Below are 21,089 nucleotides of genomic sequence, written 5' to 3'. Positions count from 1 at the left end.
ATCAATCTTCCCTGTTCCAATTTAATACTGGTTTAGCTAAATCTGGTTTACGTTCATTCGTATCTTGGGTTGCTAATTTTTTCCAGCGTTTCATTCCTTTGTGAGAACGAAGTTGTGGGTTAGCAATTTCATCTACTGCAAAGTTAAGCATTGCAAGGCCTACAGCTAGAATAGTCAGTGCCATACAAGGAGCGATTAATTCCCACCATGCGCCAATTAAGATAGATGAAGACGTTTGTACGTTGTACAGCATGATGCCCCAACTAATCGTACTTGGGTCACCTAGACCTAAGAATGAAATTGTTGCTTCCATCATGATTGCGTACATTACTGAACCGATGAAACTTGCACCTACAATTGAGATAAGGTTTGGAAGAATCTCAACAAAGATGATGCGCCATGATGATTCACCTAGTACCTCAGCAGCTCTTACAAATTCTTTTTCACGTAATGCTAAGGTTTGAGAGCGAATTACACGTGCGCCCCAAGCCCAGGATGTACACCCGATTATGAGGGCTATGGTCATAGGTCCAGCTTCACCAATAAAGGCGGCAAGAACGAACAGTAATGGATACTGAGGAATAACCAGCATGATGTTCATCGCAGCCGTTAATATGTCATCAACTTTGCCTCCGAAGTAACCAGCAGAGATCCCGATAACCGTTGCTAAGAAACACACAACTAAACCTGCACTAAAGCCAACCGCTAGTGATACACGAGCACCATGAGCAAGTTGAGACCAAACGTCACGACCCATACGGGTTGTTCCCATTACGTGGTCTGCTTTTTTAGACATTAGTAATGTACGACGGTCGGTCGCTAAGTTTTCAGAAACCCAACCGTCAGGGTTATTTTCAGCTGCGTTTACAACGAAGCTAGGGTATTCATGTGGTTTACCTGTTCGTTTATCTGGAGCGTGGTCGCTAAGAAATGGGGCGAAGACAGCAACAAAGATAAACATGAATAGGATACCTAAGCCAAACAGTGATTTAGGGTTACCAGAAAGAAGTTTAATTAAGCCTTTCATTATTATTTACCTCCCTTGCGTAGGCGAGGGTCTAGAACAACATATAACATGTCAGCGAGAAGGTTAAAGAACAACATGAACAGAGTCATGATAAGTAGCTGACCTTGAAGAACTTGGTAGTCACGAGACGTAATTGCATTAAACAATACTGAGCCTAGACCTGGATAGTTAAAGATAATTTCTACGATAAGTTGGCCACCAATAGCCATACCAAGAGACATAGAAAGAGCGGTAACACTTGGAAGCATTGCGTTACGTGCTGCGTAGTTAAATACAACTCGGTTTTCGCTTAATCCCTTACCTTTAGCCATAGTGATGTAATCTTCACCTAAAAGGTTAATCATATTGTTACGCATGTTGATTAAGAAACCACCAATTTGAACAATTGAAGCACAGATCAGTGGGAGAATTGCATGGTAAGCAACATCTTTTATGAATACCCAGCTCGTCCAGTCAGGAACGACACCAGGAGTATACGCATACCCTGTTGGGAACCATTTTAATCCAACCGCAAAAGTAAACATGGCAAGCATCGCGATAACCACTTGTGGTACCGCTTGAATAACTAGCATCCCTGGAGAGATAAATGTGTCATATGCACTGCCGCGTTTCCAAGCTGCAAAAATACCTAAGATTGAACCTAAAGAGAAAGAGATAATAACTGCAGTACCAGCTAAGAAAAGAGACCAACCAAATGCGCCACCTAATAGTGTATTTACACTTAGAGGGTAGAATTTGATAGATGTACCTAATTCCCAAGTTAGAATGTTTTTAATGTAGATAAAGTATTGTTGATAAAGTGGACCATCAACAAAACCAAGCAGTTGTTTCATAGCTTCGATACGCTCAGGAGTTACCTGAGTTGTGGCATTCGCAAACATCATGACAACAGGGTCACCTGGCATTGCTCGCGGAATGATAAAGTTAATTGTTGCAGCAACGACCAACGCAATAAAATAGAACGATAAACGTCTTAGAAAAAATCCCATAACTCACACCTTACTCATCCAGATATTATTTGCCTGACCTGGAAATCAGGACGCAAAATCCCCTGACGACAAGCGCCAATCCTTTAGCTAGTAGGGAAGGGGAGAATACGCGGTGCACAAGATATGCACCGCAAGGCTTACATATTACTTAACAGGTTTTAGGTCAAGAACGTGTAGAAGACGCTCAGGAATACCAGCCCAGATGTTTGGACGGCCCTTAGGATTCTTCTCGTTCCACCAACCAGTGAAGCGTTTTGTATTATATTGGTACATGTAAGCACCAGACATAATAGGAAGTGTTACTTGGTTTTCAGCGATGATTTTCTGAATACCATGAGCGATTTCAATTTGCTCTTCTTTGTCTGCTGTCTTGTAGAAGCTATCAAGTAGTGCATCTAGTTTCGCATCTTTGAAGTAATGCATTGCGAAACGAGGCATACCATCACCTTCTTGTAGTGCTGAGTTGTATGCACTGTTCCAGTATAGGTGTGGATCCGCACCGTGGAAGTAGTTAGTGTAAGCTAGGTCGTATGTACCTTCTAACATCGCTTGGTTATAAACTGCGAATTCAGGTGTACGAGCTTTTGCTTTAATGCCAACTTCATCTAGCTGCTCAACAGCAAGTTGTACTGTGTTGTTGAAGTCAGTCCAACCGTTTGGAGATTGAATTAGAAGTTCAAATGATTTACCTGATGGAGTATCAACATAACCATCGCCATTCACATCTTTAAAGCCAGCTTTAGCTAATTGCTTCTTAGCGCCTTCAACATTGTAAGTATTAAATTTCTTATACTTATTATGAATCGCTTCATCAGACCATGCTTCAAATGCATAACCAAGACCTGATGCGAAATCATTCACTGTACCACCACCGTAGAATGCGATGTCGATGATAGTTTGACGGTCAAGAGCCATACCCATAGCTCGACGGAATTCAACGTTTGTTAACGCTTCATTTTTAGCTGCATCTGGGTTTTTGAAGTTAACCATTAATGCTTGTGTACCTGATGGCGGGTACCAGTATTGGTGGCTAGGGCTTGCTGATGCGTAAGTACGGTCGATGTCAGGAATGAAAGATGAAGTCCAATCCAGCTCAGAGTTTACGATTTTACCAAGTAGTTGGTCATTGTTCGCAATTTGAGGAACACGTAGACAGTCAACATCTAGGTTATCATTATCCCAATAGTTAGGGTTACGACACTGAATGTAAAGTTGTGGTGTAAATGTATCAATTTCAGTGAACGGACCTGTACCAACTGGATTTTCATTGGTGAACGTTGTTGGATTTTCTACTTTAGACCAAACATGTTCTGCAACGATTGGTACTAGAGAAATTTCATAAGGTACGTTTGAGTTAGCTTCTGATAGGCTGAATTTTACTTGGTATTCATTTAGGCGTTCAACTTTTGTTACCCACTTATTGATACCACGTTGATCAAGCTCAGGCTTGTCTTTTAGTAACTGATAAGAATACATAACATCGTCAGCAGTAAATTTTTCGCCGTCAGACCATTTAACGCCTTTACGAATGTCAAAAGTAACACTCATTAGGTCGTCAGACATGCGGAAGTCTTCTGCAAGACGCATTACTGGCTCATTACCGTGCATTTCATTAAAGATAACTAGTGGTTCGTAAACAAAATCTGTTGTTGTACGAAGGTTAGTTGCAAGGTATGGGTTAAAGTTTTGAATCATTGTAGGGTAGAAATCAGGTACTACTGTTAGCTCACTTCGTGCAGCTGCATCCGTAGCTGCAAAACCCGTTGTTGCTGCAAGCACTGCAGCAGCTAGTGTAGTTTTTTTAATATTGGCAAGCATAGCTGTTCCTTACTCTTTGCTTTATGTTTCACTATATATACGTATTTAACAATTTGATAAATACACATTGAGGCCTACCTCAAATCCAGTTTTTCCAGAACATCCTAAACAGTTGTTGAGTGGTCTGTAGGCCTTGGGCATGTATAGGAAACAGTTTTATCACTAAAACGTCAATTTCGATTCCCGTTAAAAACGGAAAAATCTCTTTTTATAACGTTAAAAACGTCATTATTGATAATGTTGGTTGTTTTTTGTTCGCTATTTTCAATGTGATATTGCTCCCGTTAATACCATTTTTTATGGTGCATTGTTAGTGGGTGCTTACCTTGTTGTTCTTTGTTTTATAGTCATTACTTTTCTTCTGAATAGATAGTGACAGTGATCACTTGTGATCTGTATCGTTAATTTTTTTGCTAAAATTATCACTTTAGATTTGTTGTGAGTGGCTTCTCATTATCATGACAAAAGTATTAAGACTGTGTTATTAGATGATTTTTTTCCTTAAATAATAGATATTTTTACAGCTATTTTAATCTTATTTTGGCTCGTAAAATTTCAACGGAAAATAAAAAAGCCTGCAATAAATGTTAATGCCGATCAGTTAGTCACTTTATTGAGTAATTATGCACTATTTATTCAATGTCTAATAGATATGGCAAAGTACCCGTTAAGAGAGTGAAAGATAGATACAACAAGGGCTCCAGAATGATTGTAATAAATTCGTCTGAAGCCCTTGTTTTTATTGATGTTCGCTTAACTGACTGGCATTAGCAATAAATGTAGGCTTTTTTATACTTAGAGTGTAAGGCGTTAGTTGGATGAGATAAGTATTTTTAGCTTATCTTTTATTCGAATTAGCTTATCTCGCTGAGGATTATGCAGTTCACAATGGTCAAGTATATACTCAAGAGTATTAATGACTGTGCGCCATCTTGGTGTCTTTGGTAAGGTCTCAACTCGTAGGTATTTATCAAGAGTTCGTGTTTGTAAGGTACTTCTATCTAAATAAACTCGCCATAATCCACTCTCTTCTGCGAGAGTGTACTTTGTTTGCCCTGTACCTTCTTCCCAATATGTTAATCCTGATGTCATACCATCAACAATAAGTTCTCTCATAATGATGCCTTTATCTTCTTTGTTCTCATTTGCTTTATTAGCAAGTTGAGCGATATCGCCTCCAACCAATGATAAAGAATCTAGCTTTTGTTTATCTCCTTCAAATGCGAAGGCTGAGAGTGCCTCTACGGCGCTTTCTAAGTCATGAATACGTTGCTCACTGGCTTCATGTGTGTGACTAACGATAAGCATTAATGAGAGCCCTGATTCTGCTGGTAAATGCAAAAGATCAGCATTTATCTGTTCGATACTGCCGTCAATGTATACATCAATGTTGCCTCTGTAATTTTGTTTATTTTCAATTAAGCTTCTTTTGGCAATAAGCTCATCAATAGTATAACGAGACAATTGCTCTTCGGTTCTTTGAAATAACTTGGCAGCGGATTGGTTTACGTATTGAATGTATCCATCATTCTTTGCACACACAATTGCTTCATGAGCATGATTTAGTTGTTCGAGTATGTGAGCTTGAGTTTCTAATAAACTGGCTTCAATTTTCTCTCTGTGACGAATTTCTTGCTGTAAGCGCCCATTCTCGTTAAGGAAGACTTCAGCCTGACTTGCTTGAAGGTGTGCTTTAATTCGAGCGGCTAATTCTTGTTTATTAAATGGTTTACTTAAATAATCATTTGCCCCTGACTCAAATCCTCTAATGCGATCTTGGGTTTGATTTAATGCCGTCAGCATTATGATTGGAAGCTGTGAGTGGTCATATTGTTGTCTTAATGATTGACATACTTCATAACCACTCATTCCAGGCATCATAACATCGAGAAGAAGCAATTCTGGTTTTTCTTCTTGTAGTACCTGTAAAGTCTCAGGTCCATCATTTGCAGTTTTAACTCGGTAGCCTTCTAACCTTAAAAAACTGCTTAATACTTGAAGATTTACTGGTTCATCATCCGCAACAAGTAATAAAGGACCGTCAGGATTTTCTGGTGATTTTTCAGCTAATTCATCTAAATTATATTCTAATATTTCAGGCGTTTGATAATGAGCAATATCTTCTTTAGAAAATTGTTTGTGTTGCTGGATTTGTTCTTTTGTTGCTAAAGGGATTGTGAAGCTAAATGTCGCTCCAACCATAGGCTGACTACTTACATATAAAGAACCTCCCATTAACTCGATTAATTGACGACTAATGGATAAACCAAGTCCTGAGCCTTGACGATAACGGTTAGAGTCATGTCCTGCTTGTATTAAAGGTTCAAAGATATGCTCTAATTCATCCGCAGGGATCCCATGTCCAGTATCAACGACTTGAACTCGTAAAAATTGGTCAATAGCACTTGCAGATATAACTATTTTACCCTCTGAAGTGTACTTAATCGCATTACCAATTAAGTTATATAAAACTTGTTCAAGTCGTTGTTCATCGGCGTAAACCGAAGGTAATGATTTATCGACTTGATTAATGATACGAATCGATTTGTGGCCTAATAAATGTTGTGATAATTCAAGAACTAAGCTTGTTGCTGAAGAAAGATCGGCCACATGTCGATTAATATCTAAATTACCATGGCGCATCTTATGGTAATCCAGTAAATCATTAACAAGGTTTGTTAATCGTTGGCCGCTATTAATTATGATCTCTAATTGGTGCTTATGAGATGCAGATATCGGCCCATTAGCACCTGTGTAAAGTGCTTCAGCAATACCGACCATGCCATGTAAAGGGGTTCTTAATTCATGAGATGTAGTGGCTAGGAATTCATCTTTTAATTTATCAGCAGCTTCTAATTCGTTATTTTTATTTTGGATAACCGTTAAGTTTGCTTCAAGCTCCTCATTTTGAGCTTTAATCAATTGGATTTTCTCTCTGATAGAACGTTGCATACGGGCAAAGCTTACCGCAAGGCGACCAATTTCATCTTTTCTGTCAGTGCTGATCATATCTTGCTCTAAATCTCCTGCAGATACTCGTTCTGCTGCCCATGTTAATCTTAATAAAGGGGCGGTTATTGAGTTTGATAAAAAATGAGAGGCAATAACAACGCTGACTATCGCGATAATCATAGCAATAATAAAAATCTGTTCTAGTTGTTGTATGCGAGCAAAAGCTTCTTTCTCTGGTAGCTCTATAGATAAGCCCCATGTGTGATCATCTATATGTATTGCAGTGAAAGCTGCCAGCACTTTTTGCTCGTTTTTATCCATGAAGCTACCGACATCGGTTTTTCCTGATAATGCAGCCGCCATGTTTTTAGATAAATTTTTATCTGTATCGCTTGTATTAATACGCGAATAAGAGTCTTCACCAACGAAGTAGGTTTTAATTGATGTATTTTCTTGAGTGTTATCTAAGAGGTTTGCAAGTCCTGTATTTGGTAGCTTAAATAATACGAAACTATGTAAATAACCTTGCTGGACAATAGGAGCTGCAAACCACGAGATACTTTCACCATTTACATAAGAAAAGTCTGAAAATATAACGGGTATGTTGTCTTTGTTTTTAGAGTTTTCAACCATAGTTCGCACGTGGCTATAAGTCTTTTCTAATGTGGTTCCTTTATATTTACCTGTCAGTAAGTTGGTACCGTAGTTATCTTCTTTTTTAGTTGAATAGACGACATTACCATTAATATCAACAAGTAATATATCTGTAAAATCAGAACGTTTGAGTAACTCTTGATAAGCCCAATGATAACGTTTATGTAGAAGGCGATAACGTTCACTGCCAATATATGAATCTGATTCAGGTAAAATACTGGTTCGAACTTTATCTCCAGAACCTTCGATATATCGTAATTGAGCATTTTTTCTTGCGTTCTCTATCGATGTTCCTAAGCTAGGGAATGCGCTGATTAAACCATAGAATCGGCCACCGCTTGCATTCGCTAATTCTGAACGAGCAAAACCTAAGACTTCAGATTCTCTGGCTTTAAAGTAATTACTAACTTGTTGTTCTTTATTGTCTCGTAATGAAACAAGGTGAGCGGTACTTTGTGTTGCTAGATCTTGGCTATGAGAGTGAAGAAAGAAAATAGCAATAATTGAAAGTGGCGTAATACTTAACACGAGGAATGCTAGCATTAACGTATTTTGAAGACGTTTAAAGTGTTGTTTTTTTTCCATTTTAAGGCCTAGTCTGCACTGTTATCCATTCAGCGAAATTGACACAATTAACATGTCAGTAAACATGTGTTTGGGGATTTTAACGAGAAGCTCTGTTGCCTCTTATACGTAAATTACGTTAAAAATCAAGCAACAGAGCATTAAAGTGCGACGGTAGACAATAATTATTTTTGAGCTGAATAGATTTTGAATTTATTATTCTTCGCTAAAGTTTCACAATGCCCAAATGCATTTTCAATAATTGGAGGGTATTGTAAAAAACTATTAGCAACTAAAATAAGTTGTCCTTGATGAGTGAGATTTTGTGGTGCTTTCTTAAGTAATTCTTCGGTTGAAGAGTAGTGAGTTTTTAACCCTGCATGAAAAGGTGGATTACTTACAATAAATTGATAGTTTTCTTTGGTATTAGAGTACACATCACTCGCAAATACATTACCTTCTATGCCATTTGCTTTTAATGTTTCAATCGAAGATGCAATCGCTAGAGCACTTATATCAACCATATCTAAATGAATTTTAGGATTTAACGTTTTCATTACTGAACCTAAAACACCTGCACCACAACCAAAATCAAGTACGTGTCCACGCAATGATGGTAGTGTTTGTAGTAGTAATTCAGAACCCTTATCAAATTCACCATGACTAAATACACCAGGTAGGCTTCTTACTTCAATTGTGTGCTCTTTAAATTGAACTTGATACTCTTTAAACCAATCTTGTAGGGTGAATGTAGGAACGTTTTTTGTACATTCTCCCCAATAAAAACTGCAACGACGAGCTGAATCAAATTTATTGATAGGCCCTAAATCGGCAAACATTTTTTCAATGCTTTTCACACCACTTCTGTTTTCACCGACAACAACGATTTCGGTATCTTTACCTAGTTTTGCTAGTAGCATTGTAAGTAAATATTCAGCCTCAGCTTTTGCTTTTGGCCAATAAAGTAAAATCATATCAGCATTGGTGTCTTCTACTAACTCTGCGCCGAAATGGCACTTGATAGATTGATGTTCTGAAAATTGCTGATAGTAAGCGTAATTGGTGGTAAAGATAGATGTAGAAGCACAATGCTTATCTAGCTCAATAGGAAAATCATCAATGAGCTCACCGGCAATAAGAACATGCTTACCTTCAAAATAGGCAAGTTGACGCTGAGTGATTTGACTTGGAGCAGAGTAAGACATAATGGCCTCGAAAGAATACAAAAACTGGCGAGATTGTCCCACAAAGAAAGGGGAAGGAAAAGAAAAGTAAGAGGCTGTTTACGTGAGTAAATAAATACAGCCTCTACCTAATAGAGCTTAAGGTGTTAATTTTTATCTTGTTGGTCTAAAAATGATTTAAATTCAGTTTCATACATATTAAATAGAACTAGAGTTAACGCAAAAATTATAGGGCCATAAATTAAGCCAATTAAGCCATACAGGTGAATACCACCTAATAAGGAGAAGAAAATAAGCAACGTATTCATACCTGAGTTACCTTGCATTAATAATGGTCGAACGATGTTATCAATTGAACCTACGACCAATACTCCCCAAGCGGTTAAGAAAATTGCCCATTCCCATTGGTTCGTTAATAGCAGATAAATTGTTGCTGGTACCCAAATAAGAGCGGTTCCAACAACAGGGATAAAGGAAGCAAATCCCATCATTGTTCCCCAAAATAGACCAGGAAATCCTGCTAACCACATCGCAAAGCCACCAGCTAAGCCTTGAGCTATCGCGGTCAAGAAAGATCCAAGAATTGCTGACTTTGACACTTCTTCAATTTCGTCAAGTAAGCGGTCTTCTTGACTTCTTGAAAGAGGAAGTACATGGCGAAAAGCTGAAATGATTTTATCTTGATCTCGTAATAAGAAGAAAAGAACAAATAACATTAAGAAGAAATTCATTAGGACATTAGTCACATCTCCTAATATTTGAGCACTGACGCCAACAACTTTTGTTCCTACTTGTGAAGCAAGTTGAGCGATTTTTTGAGTAATTTCAGCAGGGTCAATAGCGTCAAAAGGTAAATGTTTATTAATAAAGGCTAAGACTTGAGAAACAATAGGGTGCTCAAATAAGGTTTGAACACCACCTTCAGTAACCCAATGATAAGCATCTTTTGAAAATGTAGCACCTTGTTGAACAAGGGCTACAAAGACAAAAAATAAAGGAATAGCGATAATAAAAGTTAAAGCGGTACAAGATAAAATTGCAGCTGTATTAGGGCTATTTGGTAATTTTTCGCTGATTTTATTATGTAGAGGTGCAAATAAAAGAGACATAATAAATGCGAGAACAATCGGGTTTAAATAAGGTTGTATTAATAGGAAACACGCATAACCAGATGCGAGTAAGGCTGCAATTAAAACCCAATGGCTAGAATTTAGTTTATTGAAATGAGACACATTCTTCCCTTATGATGCTGTAAGCTATTTATAAGTAATGATGGTAAGTTAAGTTATATAGATACTTGGCTAGCTTAGCAAGAATATAATGGAGAGTAATTATGGGCTGTTGTGGGAAAGATACGTGCAGTAGTAATAAAAAAAGAACATTACCAATTATACCAATTATACCAATTATTGTTGTGGGGTTAGGAATATTAGTGATGTATTTTTGGCAATAAAAATGGCCTCTCTAAGGGATAGATAAGCCATTATTTAATTACTTTGTGTTTATTTCGCTTTGGAAGCCATTTTTGCAAAGCTACGATCTGCTGCTTCTAACGTTGCTTCTATTTCTTTTGGCCCGTGAGCTAAAGAGGTAAAGCCAGCTTCAAAAGCTGAAGGAGCAAGGTAGACGCCATGTGTTAGCATTAGATTGAAAAAACGCTTGAATTGATCGATATCACATTTGGTTACGTCTTCGTAAGTGGTTACTGTCTCTTGATCTGTAAAGAAGAAACCAAACATGCCGCCAACGTAATTTACCACCATTGGGATACCGTGTTTATTTGCTAGCTCTTTTAAGCCTAGCGCTAATTGTTTGGTTGTAGTTGCAAGGCGCTTTTCATTGCCTTCTTCTGTTAGCACTTTTAAACAAGCAAAACCAGCTGCCATTGCTACAGGGTTACCAGAAAGTGTACCTGCTTGGTAAACTGGACCAGTAGGTGCGATGTATTGCATAACATCTTTACGGCCACCAAAAGCCCCAACTGGCATACCGCCACCGATAACTTTACCTAAACAAGTTAGGTCAGGCTTAATATTGTAATAGCCTTGAGCACAATTCTCTGCAACACGGAAACCAGTCATTACTTCATCAAAGATTAATAGGGCGCCTTCTGCGTTACAGATTTCACGAAGACCTTCATGGAATCCTTCAACAGGTGGAATACAATTCATGTTTCCTGCGACTGGTTCAACAATAATACAAGCAATTTCATCTTTGTTAGCGGCAAACATTTCACGCACAGAGTCCAAGTTATTGAACGTTGCTGTTAGTGTATATTTTGCAAAATCAGCAGGTACGCCAGGAGAACTTGGTTGGCCAAGAGTTAGTGCACCAGAGCCTGCTTTTACTAATAAGCTGTCTGCATGGCCGTGGTAACAACCTTCAAATTTCATGATCTTGTCACGGCTAGTATAACCACGAGCAAGGCGAATAGCGCTCATGGTTGCTTCTGTACCAGAACTTACCATACGAACTTGTTCCATTGATGGAACTAGTTCAGAAACAAGTTCAGCCATGTCAATTTCAGTCTCTGTTGGAGCACCGAAACTTAAACCACGCTGCGCTGCTGAGATAACAGCTTCACGAATAGCTGCATGGTTATGACCAAGGATCATTGGGCCCCAAGAGCCAACATAATCAATATAAGCTTTACCATCGGCATCAAAAATTAACGGGCCATCGGCACGCTCAACAAAAATTGGTGAACCACCAACGCCAGCAAAAGCACGAACAGGAGAGTTAACACCACCAGGGATTTTTTCTTGTGCCTTTGTAAATAGTTCTGCTGATTTGGTCATTACTTATATCCTCATAGTAATTAATTGGACCAGTTGGCGGTTATTGTACCTAAATTGAATCAGAATGCTTGAGTTGATCGTATTAATCCCCATCTAATAAGTAAATAATCGTGTTGAATGAGAGATGACTAGCGCTGTTTGGTACGATGGAAGTATTGAATACTTGAATGAAACAGTCAGGTATTAGATAATCAGAATTAAAATAGAATTGGAAACCAATCTTGAGAGGTTTAAATGAGTGATGTATCTGTGCCGTTAACGTTTTCTGATGTTGCAGCAGCAAAAGTAAAAACGTTAATAGCAGAAGAAGAAAATCCAAATCTAAAACTACGTGTTTATATTACAGGTGGTGGTTGTAGTGGTTTCCAATACGGATTTACTTTCGATGAAGACGTAAACGAAGGTGATATGACACTTGTAAATGACGGCGTTACATTGGTAGTTGACCCTATGAGTTTACAATACCTAATTGGCGGCGTTGTTGATTATACAGAAGGCTTAGAAGGGTCTCGTTTCTTCATCAATAACCCTAATGCAACGACAACATGTGGTTGCGGGGCGTCATTCAGCGTTTAACTGCTGATATAGAAGGGTAAGTGGAGGTTTTCTCACTTCCCTTTTTTATTTAATTTATGTATAAAGGTTTATTAGTTTCACAGTAAATTAGGGTGTATTACTGTTTATCTACCTCTAAAGCACTAAGGATTGTTGCTATGGGTAAATACGCACCTGCTTTTTTTTCCTATCTTATTCATCGACCATGGATAATCTCATCTTTTTTATTTCTCAGCTTATTTTTATGGATAATGAGCGGCCCTTCTCATGCTGAAAATTCAGAAGTAAAACAAACGAGCCCAACACTTAATGTTCCTTTGGCTAACGTCATTGTTGAGCACTTTCAATCAATACCTACTCATAAAACTATTTCTCTTTATGGCCGAACTGCTCCTGATCGTCAAACGACCTTAGGTGCTCAAGTTGCCGCTCAAATTGAAACATTTCTAGTAAAAAAAGGGGAGCGAGTAAAAAAAGAACAACCTATTGCTCTCTTAGATATGGCAGATCTAGATTTACAATTGAGCCAAGTAAAGGCGATTTATTCAGTTCGTTTAAAAGAATTTAATGCAGCGAAACAGCTTCGTAGTAAAGGTTTGCAAGGAGATGTTGCTTTTAGCAAGGCCCAAGCGTCGTTAGCTGAAGCTAAAGCGAGAGTTAGAAATGCTGAACTCATTCTTAAAAATACTACGATTACGGCACCATTTGATGGTGTTGTTGAGCACCTTTTTGTTGAAGTCGGTGATTTTGTTAGTCGTGGTGATCCCGTTGCAAAATTGGTTGTTTTAGATCCTCTTGTTATTGAAGTCAATGTCAGTGAAAGGCATATCGAACAGCTAGTGAAACATCAAAAAGCCGAAGTGATTTTTATTAATGATACTTCTATAGAAGGGGATATTCGATATATCTCAAGGGTGTCTTCTTTATCAACGAATACATTTGCTGTCGAAATAGAAATTCCTAACACGGGCGCTCAGATCTTTGCTGGAATGAGTGCTGAAGTGGTTATAAACCTTGCTCTTCAACCAGCAATAAAGGTTTCTCCTGCAATGCTCGCATTGAATGAAGGTGGGGATTTAGGGGTTAAAACTGTGGTTCAAAGTGAGGGGAACTCAGAGAGCGAACTACGTGTTAAATTTATTCCTATTCAATTAGTAAAAGCAGAAGATGATGGTATTTGGCTAACAGGGCTTGGTAATGATGTTGATATCATTACGGTAGGACAAGGATTTGTCCGTGATGGTGATTTTATTCACGCTCAACGAAAATAGGGAAGTCATATGTTAGCTATTATTAATGCAGCATTGAGTCGCTCTCGAACTATGTTAATGCTATTGGTATTATTGTTTATTGCTGGTATCTCTACCTATATTATCATCCCAAAAGAGTCAAATCCTGACATCACTATACCTATTATTTATGTGTCCATGAGTCATCAGGGGATTTCCCCTGAAGATTCAGAGCGTTTGCTTGTTCGTCCTATGGAGCAAGAATTACGCTCTATTGAAGGTATTAAGGAAATGACGGCAGTCGCTGGTGAGGGGCATGGTTCGGTAACTCTGGAGTTTAGCGTAGGAACGGATTTAGATAAGGCGTTAACAGACGTTAGAGATGCCGTTGATTTGGTAAAACCAGATTTACCAGAGGAAAGTGATGAGCCAACGGTAAATGAAGTCACTTTAGCTGCCGAGCAAGCGGTTCTTTCTGTGGTGTTATATGGCACGGTACCAGAGCGTACGACCGTTCAAATAGCTCGTCAATTACGAGATAAGTTAGAAAGCTATAAACAAATTTTAGAGGTTGATATTGCCGGTGATCGAGAGGATGTCGTTGAAATTATTGTCGATCCTCTTTTATTAGAAAGTTACGGATTAGATCAAGCCGCTATTTATAATCTTATTGCACTGAATAATCGTGTAGTAGCCGCAGGGTTTGTTGATACTGGTTATGGACGATTTTCAGTTAAAGTTCCTTCTGTTTTTGATTCATTAAAAGATGTCCTTGAGCTACCGATTAAAGTGGATGGTAAGCAAGTTGTTACTTTTGGGGATATTGCAACGGTTCGAAAAGCCTTTAGGGATCCAAACAGTTACGCTCGGCTGAATGGTGAAAAAGCGATTGTTTTAGACATCAAAAAACGCTCTGGTGAAAACATTATTGAAACTGTTGAGATAGTAAAAGCGGTTTTAGCTGGTGCTCAAGAGCTTGATTCATGGCCAAATAATTTATTAGTTAAATACACGTGGGATGAGTCAAAAGACGTTAAGATCATGCTTAATGATCTTCAAAATAATATCCTTTCAGCCATCTTATTAGTCGTGATTGTGATTATTGCTATTTTGGGGGTAAGAACGGCTTTACTTGTTGGGATCTCTATTCCTGGCTCTTTTTTGACTGGATTGTTGGTATTGGCTTTATTTGGTTTAACGATCAATATTGTAGTGTTATTTTCACTTATAATGGCCGTTGGGATGCTGGTTGATGGCGCTATTGTTGTTACCGAGTATGCAGATAGAAGAATGCAAGAAGGCGCGCATAGAGTAGAAGCTTATCGAGAAGCGGCTCAGCGAATGGCATGGCCAATTACGGCATCTACAGCGACAACATTAGCAGCTTTTGCTCCTTTATTATTCTGGCCAGATATCACTGGCGAATTTATGAAATATCTGCCGCTCACTTTGATAGCAACATTAAGTGCCTCCTTGTTTATGGCACTTTTATTTGTTCCTGTATTAGGGAGTTTATTCGGAAAACCTCAACAAATACGTCCTGAGAAAAAAGAGACATTATATGCCTTGAGTCATGGTGATTATAATAAGGCTGAAGGGATTACGAAGGTTTACTTTCAAACTCTTTCCATTGCATTAAAGCACCCATTTAAGATCTTATTTCTTGCTATTATATTCTCTATTGGTATCGGATTTACTTATGCTAAAGCAGGCTTAGGTGTGGTTTTCTTTCCTGATGTTGATCCGCCTTTTTTAACCGTTAAAGTTCGATCTTATGGGGATCTTTCTATTAATGAAAAAGATAAATTAATGGTTGAAGTTCAGGAACAAATTCTAGGAATGGATGAGTTAGACAGTGTTTATACTCGAACGGGGGGGGATGATGATATTGGACAAATACAAATCACACCAGTGGATTGGCAATACCGCAGATCAGTAAAAGAGATTATTGAAGATTTAAGGTTAAAAACAAAGGATGTTGCGGGAATTGATTTAGAGTTCAGTACACCGAATGCTGGTCCTCCAAGTGAGCATGATTTAGTGATAGAAATGAGTGCTCGTAATGGGAATGACTTAAATCAAGCAGTCAAGCAAGTTAGGTCTTGGCTTGATGGGAATATTGCTTTTACTAATATTAGTGATACTTCAAACAAGCAAGGTATTGATTGGAAAATTGATATTCGTCGAGATGATGCCGCACGTTTTGGCGCTGATGCAACTCTTGTCGGTAATACGGTTCAATTTGTTACTAATGGTCTGAAGATTGGTGACTATTTACCAGATGATAATGATGAGCAGGTTGATATTTTAGTTCGTTTCCCTGAAGAGCATCGAGACATTGGACGCTTTGATGAATTAAGAGTAAAAACGGTATTGGGATTAGTGCCTATTACTAATTTTGCTCGAATTATCCCTACTCACAAACAAGATACAATTCATCGTATTGACGGCCATAGAATCCTAACGGTTAAAGCTGATATGAGTGAGGGGTATAATTTAAGTATTGAGTTACCTAAAATTGAATCGGCTCTTGTTGCTTTAGATTTACCTGAAGGTGTTGAGTTTAAATTAAGGGGGCAGAATGAAGAGCAAAATAATTCTGCAGCATTTCTTCAGAATGCTTTTATTGTTGCTTTAGCGGTAATGGCAATAATTCTAGTCACTCAATTTAATAGTTTTTATCAGGCCTTTTTAATTTTAAGTGCGGTTCTATTCTCCACGGTTGGAGTGTTTGCTGGTTTACTTATATTCCAACGTCCTTTTGGTATAATTATGTCAGGGATAGGGGTTATATCCTTAGCGGGAATCGTCGTTAATAATAATATTGTACTTATTGATACTTACAACACTTTACGTAAAGACGGTCTTGAAAAAGTTGATGCAATTTTACGTACTGGAATTCAGCGTTTAAGACCTGTACTGCTAACAACGGTAACAACTATCTTAGGTTTAATGCCCATGGTTCTTGAAATGAATATTGATTTAGTTAATCAAAAAGTTGAATTTGGAGCGCCAAGTACACAGTGGTGGTCTCAATTAGCAACAGCAGTTGCTGGAGGGTTAGCATTTGCTACAGTATTAACTTTGGTATTAACACCGTGTTTATTAATGCTTGGTAGAGATAAAGATATAGATAGAAACCATTAAAAAGATGCCCTAATGAATATTACGATCATTAGGGCAATTATGATGATGGTGATTTATTGTTTAGTGAGTGATTACTGGGTGGTTACCTACAATAAATTCGCTGTATTGTTCTAACTGCTTTAAGCGCTCTTTAGCAACAACTTCAAACTCTTTTTTATCGTTACCTGTTAACGATTTTGATTGAGGTAAAGAGACGGTTCTTGCATCTTTATGAACGCCATTTACCAAAAATTCATAATGTAAGTGGGGGCCCGTGACTCGCCCAGTACCACCAAGCGTACCAACTGTGTCGCCTTGTTTCACTCGTTGGCCAGCTTTAACATAACGCTTAGTCATGTGTAGGTATTTAGTAATGTAAGTATTACTGTGACGAATGAATACATAGTTACCATTAAATTGGTTATAACCTGCTTTATCTACAACACCATCACCTGCGGCCCAAATAGGAGTACCGACTGGAGCTACATAATCGGTTCCTCGGTGTGCTTTTCTTTGCCCCGTTACTGGGTGTAATCGACGAGGATTAAAGTTAGAGCTAACATAACGAAAATTGATTGGTGAGCGTAAAAAGGCTTTTTTCATGGCTCGACCATTTGGTTCGTAGAAATTTCCATTTTTATCATTACGGATAGCAGTAAAAGTATCTCCACGATTGGTAAATGAGGCGGCGATGATATTACCTTTTCCGGCGTATTCGCCTTCGACATACTTTTCTTCATAAAGAACTTTAAAGTTATCGCCTTCTCGAATATCTAGTGCAAAGTCTATATCCCATCCAAAAATACCAGCCAGTTCCATAATTTGATTTGCATTTAAGCTTGCACCAATAGAAGCATTCCAAAAGTTGGAGGTAATGGTTGCTTTGGTGTAATTCAGTTGAGTTTCTATTTCTTGTTTTTCAAATAGACCAAGGTAATTATCGCCTATTTTATTAATACGGTAGGTTTCAAATTTACTGATAGGACGAATAAGCTGAATGATTTCTTGATCTTGATTAAAACCAAACTTTAATTTATCTCCGGGACGAAGACGAGTCAGCTGTGTCTCAATTTCTTTATCACTGCTAGTTAAATTATAAAGTTGGCGAGCGGTTAAGCCAACCCGACTAAATAAGACGGACGCACTTTCTCCCGGCTTAACAGTGTAGGTTTCCCAAGAAAGTTGTTTGTTTTTTTCGGTTAGTTCATGCGAAACAAGAGATTCCTGACGGATCTCTACAGGATAGCTTTGGCCAATTGATAGTTTGTAAAACCCAGAATCGGGTGCAACAGTATCGGGAATCGTGGCAATGGTTGCCGCTATACCAGCACTACAAATACCAATAAGAATGCGATGAATTACAGGAATGCGAGTTAATTTAGATAATATCATTCGATTAGGTAGTAAATATTGAATACAAATAACAACATAGAAGTGTAGCCTGTTTTGCAGTTAACTACTATGAAACGAGGTTATAGTTAAAGCTTGGTCACCTTTTTTCTCATAAAAGTTCAATAAATCGTCAAGCTTAAGGTAAGTAAATAAATAGGCAGTTGATATCCTGCCTATTTCGCTATTACTTGTTCAATGCAAATGTTGGTAATGAAAGGTGCCATCGAATTGCTGCTAATCGAATAACTAAGGTGGTGGCGACCCCCATCAGCATAGCGGTTGAACTCTGAACATTGCATTCGAGTGCTGAGGTATGAACGATACCTCCTGCAATACAAGCTGTAGCATATACCTCACTTCTTAGTACCATTGGTACTTCACGTGCAAGCACATCTCTAATTATTCCACCGCCACAACCAGTAATTACTCCCATAATTACAGCCACCATAGGATCTGCATTATATTTTAATGCTTTCTCAACGCCGATACCGACAAAGACTGCTAATCCAATAGCATCGGACACTGGCAAAACATACCAAGGGAGGCGTTTAGGTTTTCTAATGATTAACATGGTTAAAATGCAGGTAATAAAAATGACTAATAAATAGTTAGTATCAGTAATCCAGAAAACAGGGGTAGCACCAAGTGCCATATCTCGAATAGTGCCTCCACCGATAGCGGTCACACTCGCAAGTACTGTGACGCCGAAAGGGTCCATTTTTAACCGTCCTGCTAATAACACTCCCGAAATAGCAAAGATGGCGGTGCCGAACATATCAATTATATAGATTAACATCTTGTCCTCTATGACTTACTGCATGATGTTGTTAAGAGTACAGTTATAAACCATGTTTGATTATAACCATTAGAGTGCTTTGAAGGATTAGCCAGATAGCTATTCTCCAACTTAAAAAACGATGTATTTGCGCTAAATGAATAGCAGAAGGAGCTATTTTACCTCCAAGCTTTGATCTAGTGATTTTATTGCCTTGATAAATAACAGGACCGCCCATAGAAAGCTCAAATTTTTTGCCAATAATGATAAGTAGCCATGCATTATTTTTATTTGGCCAACTTTTCTTTTGTTGTTTGAGTGTAGATAGGGTGATTTGAAAATGTTTGCCTAAAAGGCATAGGATACTGAAAATCTTTAAAGGAATGAAATCTAGAACAGTTTGAATGGTTAATGCAGGAATACCAAATGGCCTAAATGAGTCTCTTGAAGGTGACCAAGCCCGAGCTAATTCTAAAGATAAACGATAAATAAAAGCCCCAACTCCTCCAGCAATACCATACCAGAACAGCACGCCAATTACGGTTCGTGCATAGCCTAATACCATTGTTTCAGCACTTGCTTTCCCTAAACCTAAAAGAGAAAGTGGTTCTACATCTCTATTTAACCAAGGTATTAAAACCGTTTTGGCTTCTTTTTTATCTTCTTGGTTGATTGCTTGTATCGTATCTTTACAAAGTTTTTCGACCGCTCGCCATTCTAAAGAGATTAAAAGTAATCCTAGATTAAATAAAGGCAGATTCCAAATAAGAGGCAATGCAGCAACATAAACAATAATAGCGGGGATAATCATTAACGTCCAAGCAAGCGAGCCTGAAATTAGACGCTGTTTATAGGAGCGAGCTGTATTTACTTTTGTAGATAATAATTCAGCGAATTTTCGCCAAATAGTCATAGGATGAGCATGAACAGGAATAGGCAGAAGTAAATGGAATAATAACGCTCCCCATAAAACCAATAGAGAGTAATCAGCAATGAGTAAAGATAATTTTTCAGACATATATGTTTACTATATAGAGGGAAAGAATTGAGCTAACTAATTTGCTAGCTCAATTATGTTGCAATTATTTTAGCAATGCGACCATTTTAGTCACCATTTCTGATGAACTTTGCGCTGCAAGAGGTAAAAACTCCTCAAAGCTCATTGGTGACTCTTTATCAGCAACATCTGAAATTGCACGAACAACAACAAATGGAGTTTCAAACTGGTGGCAAGTTTGAGCAATTGCTGATGCTTCCATTTCAACAGCGATAACTGCTGGGAAGTGAGTGCGGATAAATGCTTGACGCTCTGGAGTACATACAAAAGCATCACCAGTACAGATTAAGCCACGTACAGCGTGTTTATTTTCCATTTGTGTTAATGCTTGCTCTGCCACAGACATTAATTTCTCGTCGGCTTTGAAAGCAGCTGGTTGCTGTGCCATTTGCCCCATTTCGTAACCAAAAGCTGTTACGTCTGCATCATGGTGACGTACTTCTGTTGAAATTACGACATCACCAAGATTTAGTGATGAATCAAACCCACCAGCTGAACCTGTGTTTAGTACAAGTTCTACATTATGATCAGAAATAAGCAAGGTTGTTCCAACTGCTGCTGCAACTTTACCAATACCTGATTGCAATAAAACAACATCAGTTCCTGAAAGTGTACCAATATGGAAAGTACAGCCAGCTTTTACAGTTGTTGTTAATCCTTCAATCTGCTCTTTTAGAATGGCAACTTCTTGTTCCATTGCACCGATAATGCCGATTTTCATGTATATATCTCGATAAAAGTTTGAATAGGAGGGGATTGTAACATAGCTATTAAGGAGTGAGGAGACTAAGAGTCATTAAGTGAATTGGCAATAAAACACCATTTTTAGCATTATATGCAACCATATCGTTTAATTTTTGTTCGAACGGTATTTTTTTTAATAAAAAGGCTTGCAGGAAAATCTGATTTGCCTATACTGCGCATCCACTGACACGGAGCGAGTGATTCAAATCACAGTTTCCCTTGTTA

At 38.2% G+C, this 21,089-nt stretch carries 14 protein-coding genes; 3 read left to right on the top strand and 11 right to left on the bottom strand.

Translation table 11 applies throughout. The features are described from left to right. Position 1: 1 nt before the first annotated feature. From BTO22_RS10655 to hemL, 7 genes are all read right to left on the bottom strand, one after another. Complete coding sequence (locus BTO22_RS10655) at positions 2-1,027, bottom strand: ABC transporter permease (RefSeq protein ID WP_060994147.1); 1,026 nt, start codon at positions 1,025-1,027, stop codon at positions 2-4. Between the two features lie 2 nt (positions 1,028-1,029). Beyond that, positions 1,030-2,016 carry an ABC transporter permease gene (locus BTO22_RS10650; protein WP_105055449.1) on the bottom strand — a complete coding sequence of 329 codons (987 nt, stop codon included), beginning with the start codon at positions 2,014-2,016 and terminating at the stop codon, positions 1,030-1,032. A gap of 144 nt (positions 2,017-2,160) precedes the next feature. After that, the gene (locus BTO22_RS10645) at positions 2,161-3,834 is read right to left on the bottom strand and encodes an ABC transporter substrate-binding protein (protein WP_105055448.1); all 1,674 of its coding nucleotides are present in this window, start codon (positions 3,832-3,834) and stop codon (positions 2,161-2,163) included. Positions 3,835-4,644: 810 nt separating this feature from the next. Continuing rightward, positions 4,645-8,025, bottom strand: a complete 3,381-nt coding sequence (locus tag BTO22_RS10640) for a response regulator (RefSeq protein ID WP_105055447.1) — start codon at positions 8,023-8,025, stop codon at positions 4,645-4,647. A gap of 164 nt (positions 8,026-8,189) precedes the next feature. Continuing rightward, the gene (rsmC, locus tag BTO22_RS10635; protein ID WP_105055446.1) at positions 8,190-9,209 is read right to left on the bottom strand and encodes a 16S rRNA (guanine(1207)-N(2))-methyltransferase RsmC; all 1,020 of its coding nucleotides are present in this window, start codon (positions 9,207-9,209) and stop codon (positions 8,190-8,192) included. Between the two features lie 125 nt (positions 9,210-9,334). After that, positions 9,335-10,420, bottom strand: coding sequence for an AI-2E family transporter (locus tag BTO22_RS10630; RefSeq protein ID WP_105055445.1), 1,086 nt, complete (start codon positions 10,418-10,420; stop codon positions 9,335-9,337). Positions 10,421-10,690: 270 nt separating this feature from the next. Further along, positions 10,691-11,986, bottom strand: coding sequence for a glutamate-1-semialdehyde 2,1-aminomutase (gene hemL, locus BTO22_RS10625; RefSeq protein WP_105055444.1), 1,296 nt, complete (start codon positions 11,984-11,986; stop codon positions 10,691-10,693). A gap of 234 nt (positions 11,987-12,220) precedes the next feature. On the opposite strand from hemL, the gene erpA reads away from it, so the two are divergent. The 3 genes from erpA to BTO22_RS10610 all read left to right on the top strand — a co-directional run bounded on the left by erpA (position 12,221) and on the right by BTO22_RS10610 (position 16,917). After that, entirely contained in the window at positions 12,221-12,562 is a 342-nt protein-coding gene (gene erpA, locus BTO22_RS10620) for an iron-sulfur cluster insertion protein ErpA (RefSeq protein WP_045101254.1), read from the top strand. 137 nt (positions 12,563-12,699) lie between these two features. Continuing rightward, positions 12,700-13,812, top strand: coding sequence for an efflux RND transporter periplasmic adaptor subunit (locus BTO22_RS10615; RefSeq protein WP_105055443.1), 1,113 nt, complete (start codon positions 12,700-12,702; stop codon positions 13,810-13,812). Positions 13,813-13,821: 9 nt separating this feature from the next. After that, a complete protein-coding gene (locus BTO22_RS10610; protein ID WP_105055442.1) occupies positions 13,822-16,917 on the top strand; it encodes an efflux RND transporter permease subunit in 3,096 nt (1,031 codons plus the stop codon). Positions 16,918-16,977: 60 nt separating this feature from the next. On the opposite strand, the gene BTO22_RS10605 is transcribed toward BTO22_RS10610, so the two are convergent. From BTO22_RS10605 to mtnN, 4 genes are all read right to left on the bottom strand, one after another. After that, entirely contained in the window at positions 16,978-18,285 is a 1,308-nt protein-coding gene (locus BTO22_RS10605; protein WP_181044627.1) for a peptidoglycan DD-metalloendopeptidase family protein, read from the bottom strand. Between the two features lie 187 nt (positions 18,286-18,472). Next, positions 18,473-19,084, bottom strand: coding sequence for a TRIC cation channel family protein (locus BTO22_RS10600; protein WP_105055440.1), 612 nt, complete (start codon positions 19,082-19,084; stop codon positions 18,473-18,475). Between the two features lie 43 nt (positions 19,085-19,127). Beyond that, positions 19,128-20,081, bottom strand: a complete 954-nt coding sequence (locus BTO22_RS10595) for a cobalamin biosynthesis family protein (protein ID WP_105055439.1) — start codon at positions 20,079-20,081, stop codon at positions 19,128-19,130. 64 nt (positions 20,082-20,145) lie between these two features. Further along, positions 20,146-20,841, bottom strand: a complete 696-nt coding sequence (mtnN, locus tag BTO22_RS10590; RefSeq protein WP_105055438.1) for a 5'-methylthioadenosine/S-adenosylhomocysteine nucleosidase — start codon at positions 20,839-20,841, stop codon at positions 20,146-20,148. Positions 20,842-21,089 lie beyond the last annotated feature (248 nt).

It is taken from the genome of Aliivibrio sifiae, assembly GCF_002954705.1.
GTDB lineage: Bacteria > Pseudomonadota > Gammaproteobacteria > Enterobacterales > Vibrionaceae > Aliivibrio > Aliivibrio sifiae_A.
This window is presented reverse-complemented; position numbering and strand designations above follow the sequence as displayed.

Coding starts and splice junctions, on each gene's coding strand:
- BTO22_RS10655 (WP_060994147.1), bottom strand. CDS start 1,027: ATGAAAGGCTTAATTAAACTTCTTTCTGGTAACCCTAAATCACTGTTT.
- BTO22_RS10650 (WP_105055449.1), bottom strand. CDS start 2,016: ATGGGATTTTTTCTAAGACGTTTATCGTTCTATTTTATTGCGTTGGTC.
- BTO22_RS10645 (WP_105055448.1), bottom strand. CDS start 3,834: ATGCTTGCCAATATTAAAAAAACTACACTAGCTGCTGCAGTGCTTGCA.
- BTO22_RS10640 (WP_105055447.1), bottom strand. CDS start 8,025: ATGGAAAAAAAACAACACTTTAAACGTCTTCAAAATACGTTAATGCTA.
- rsmC (WP_105055446.1), bottom strand. CDS start 9,209: ATGTCTTACTCTGCTCCAAGTCAAATCACTCAGCGTCAACTTGCCTAT.
- hemL (WP_105055444.1), bottom strand. CDS start 11,986: ATGACCAAATCAGCAGAACTATTTACAAAGGCACAAGAAAAAATCCCT.
- erpA (WP_045101254.1), top strand. CDS start 12,221: ATGAGTGATGTATCTGTGCCGTTAACGTTTTCTGATGTTGCAGCAGCA.
- BTO22_RS10615 (WP_105055443.1), top strand. CDS start 12,700: ATGGGTAAATACGCACCTGCTTTTTTTTCCTATCTTATTCATCGACCA.
- BTO22_RS10610 (WP_105055442.1), top strand. CDS start 13,822: ATGTTAGCTATTATTAATGCAGCATTGAGTCGCTCTCGAACTATGTTA.
- BTO22_RS10600 (WP_105055440.1), bottom strand. CDS start 19,084: ATGTTAATCTATATAATTGATATGTTCGGCACCGCCATCTTTGCTATT.
- BTO22_RS10595 (WP_105055439.1), bottom strand. CDS start 20,081: ATGTCTGAAAAATTATCTTTACTCATTGCTGATTACTCTCTATTGGTT.
- mtnN (WP_105055438.1), bottom strand. CDS start 20,841: ATGAAAATCGGCATTATCGGTGCAATGGAACAAGAAGTTGCCATTCTA.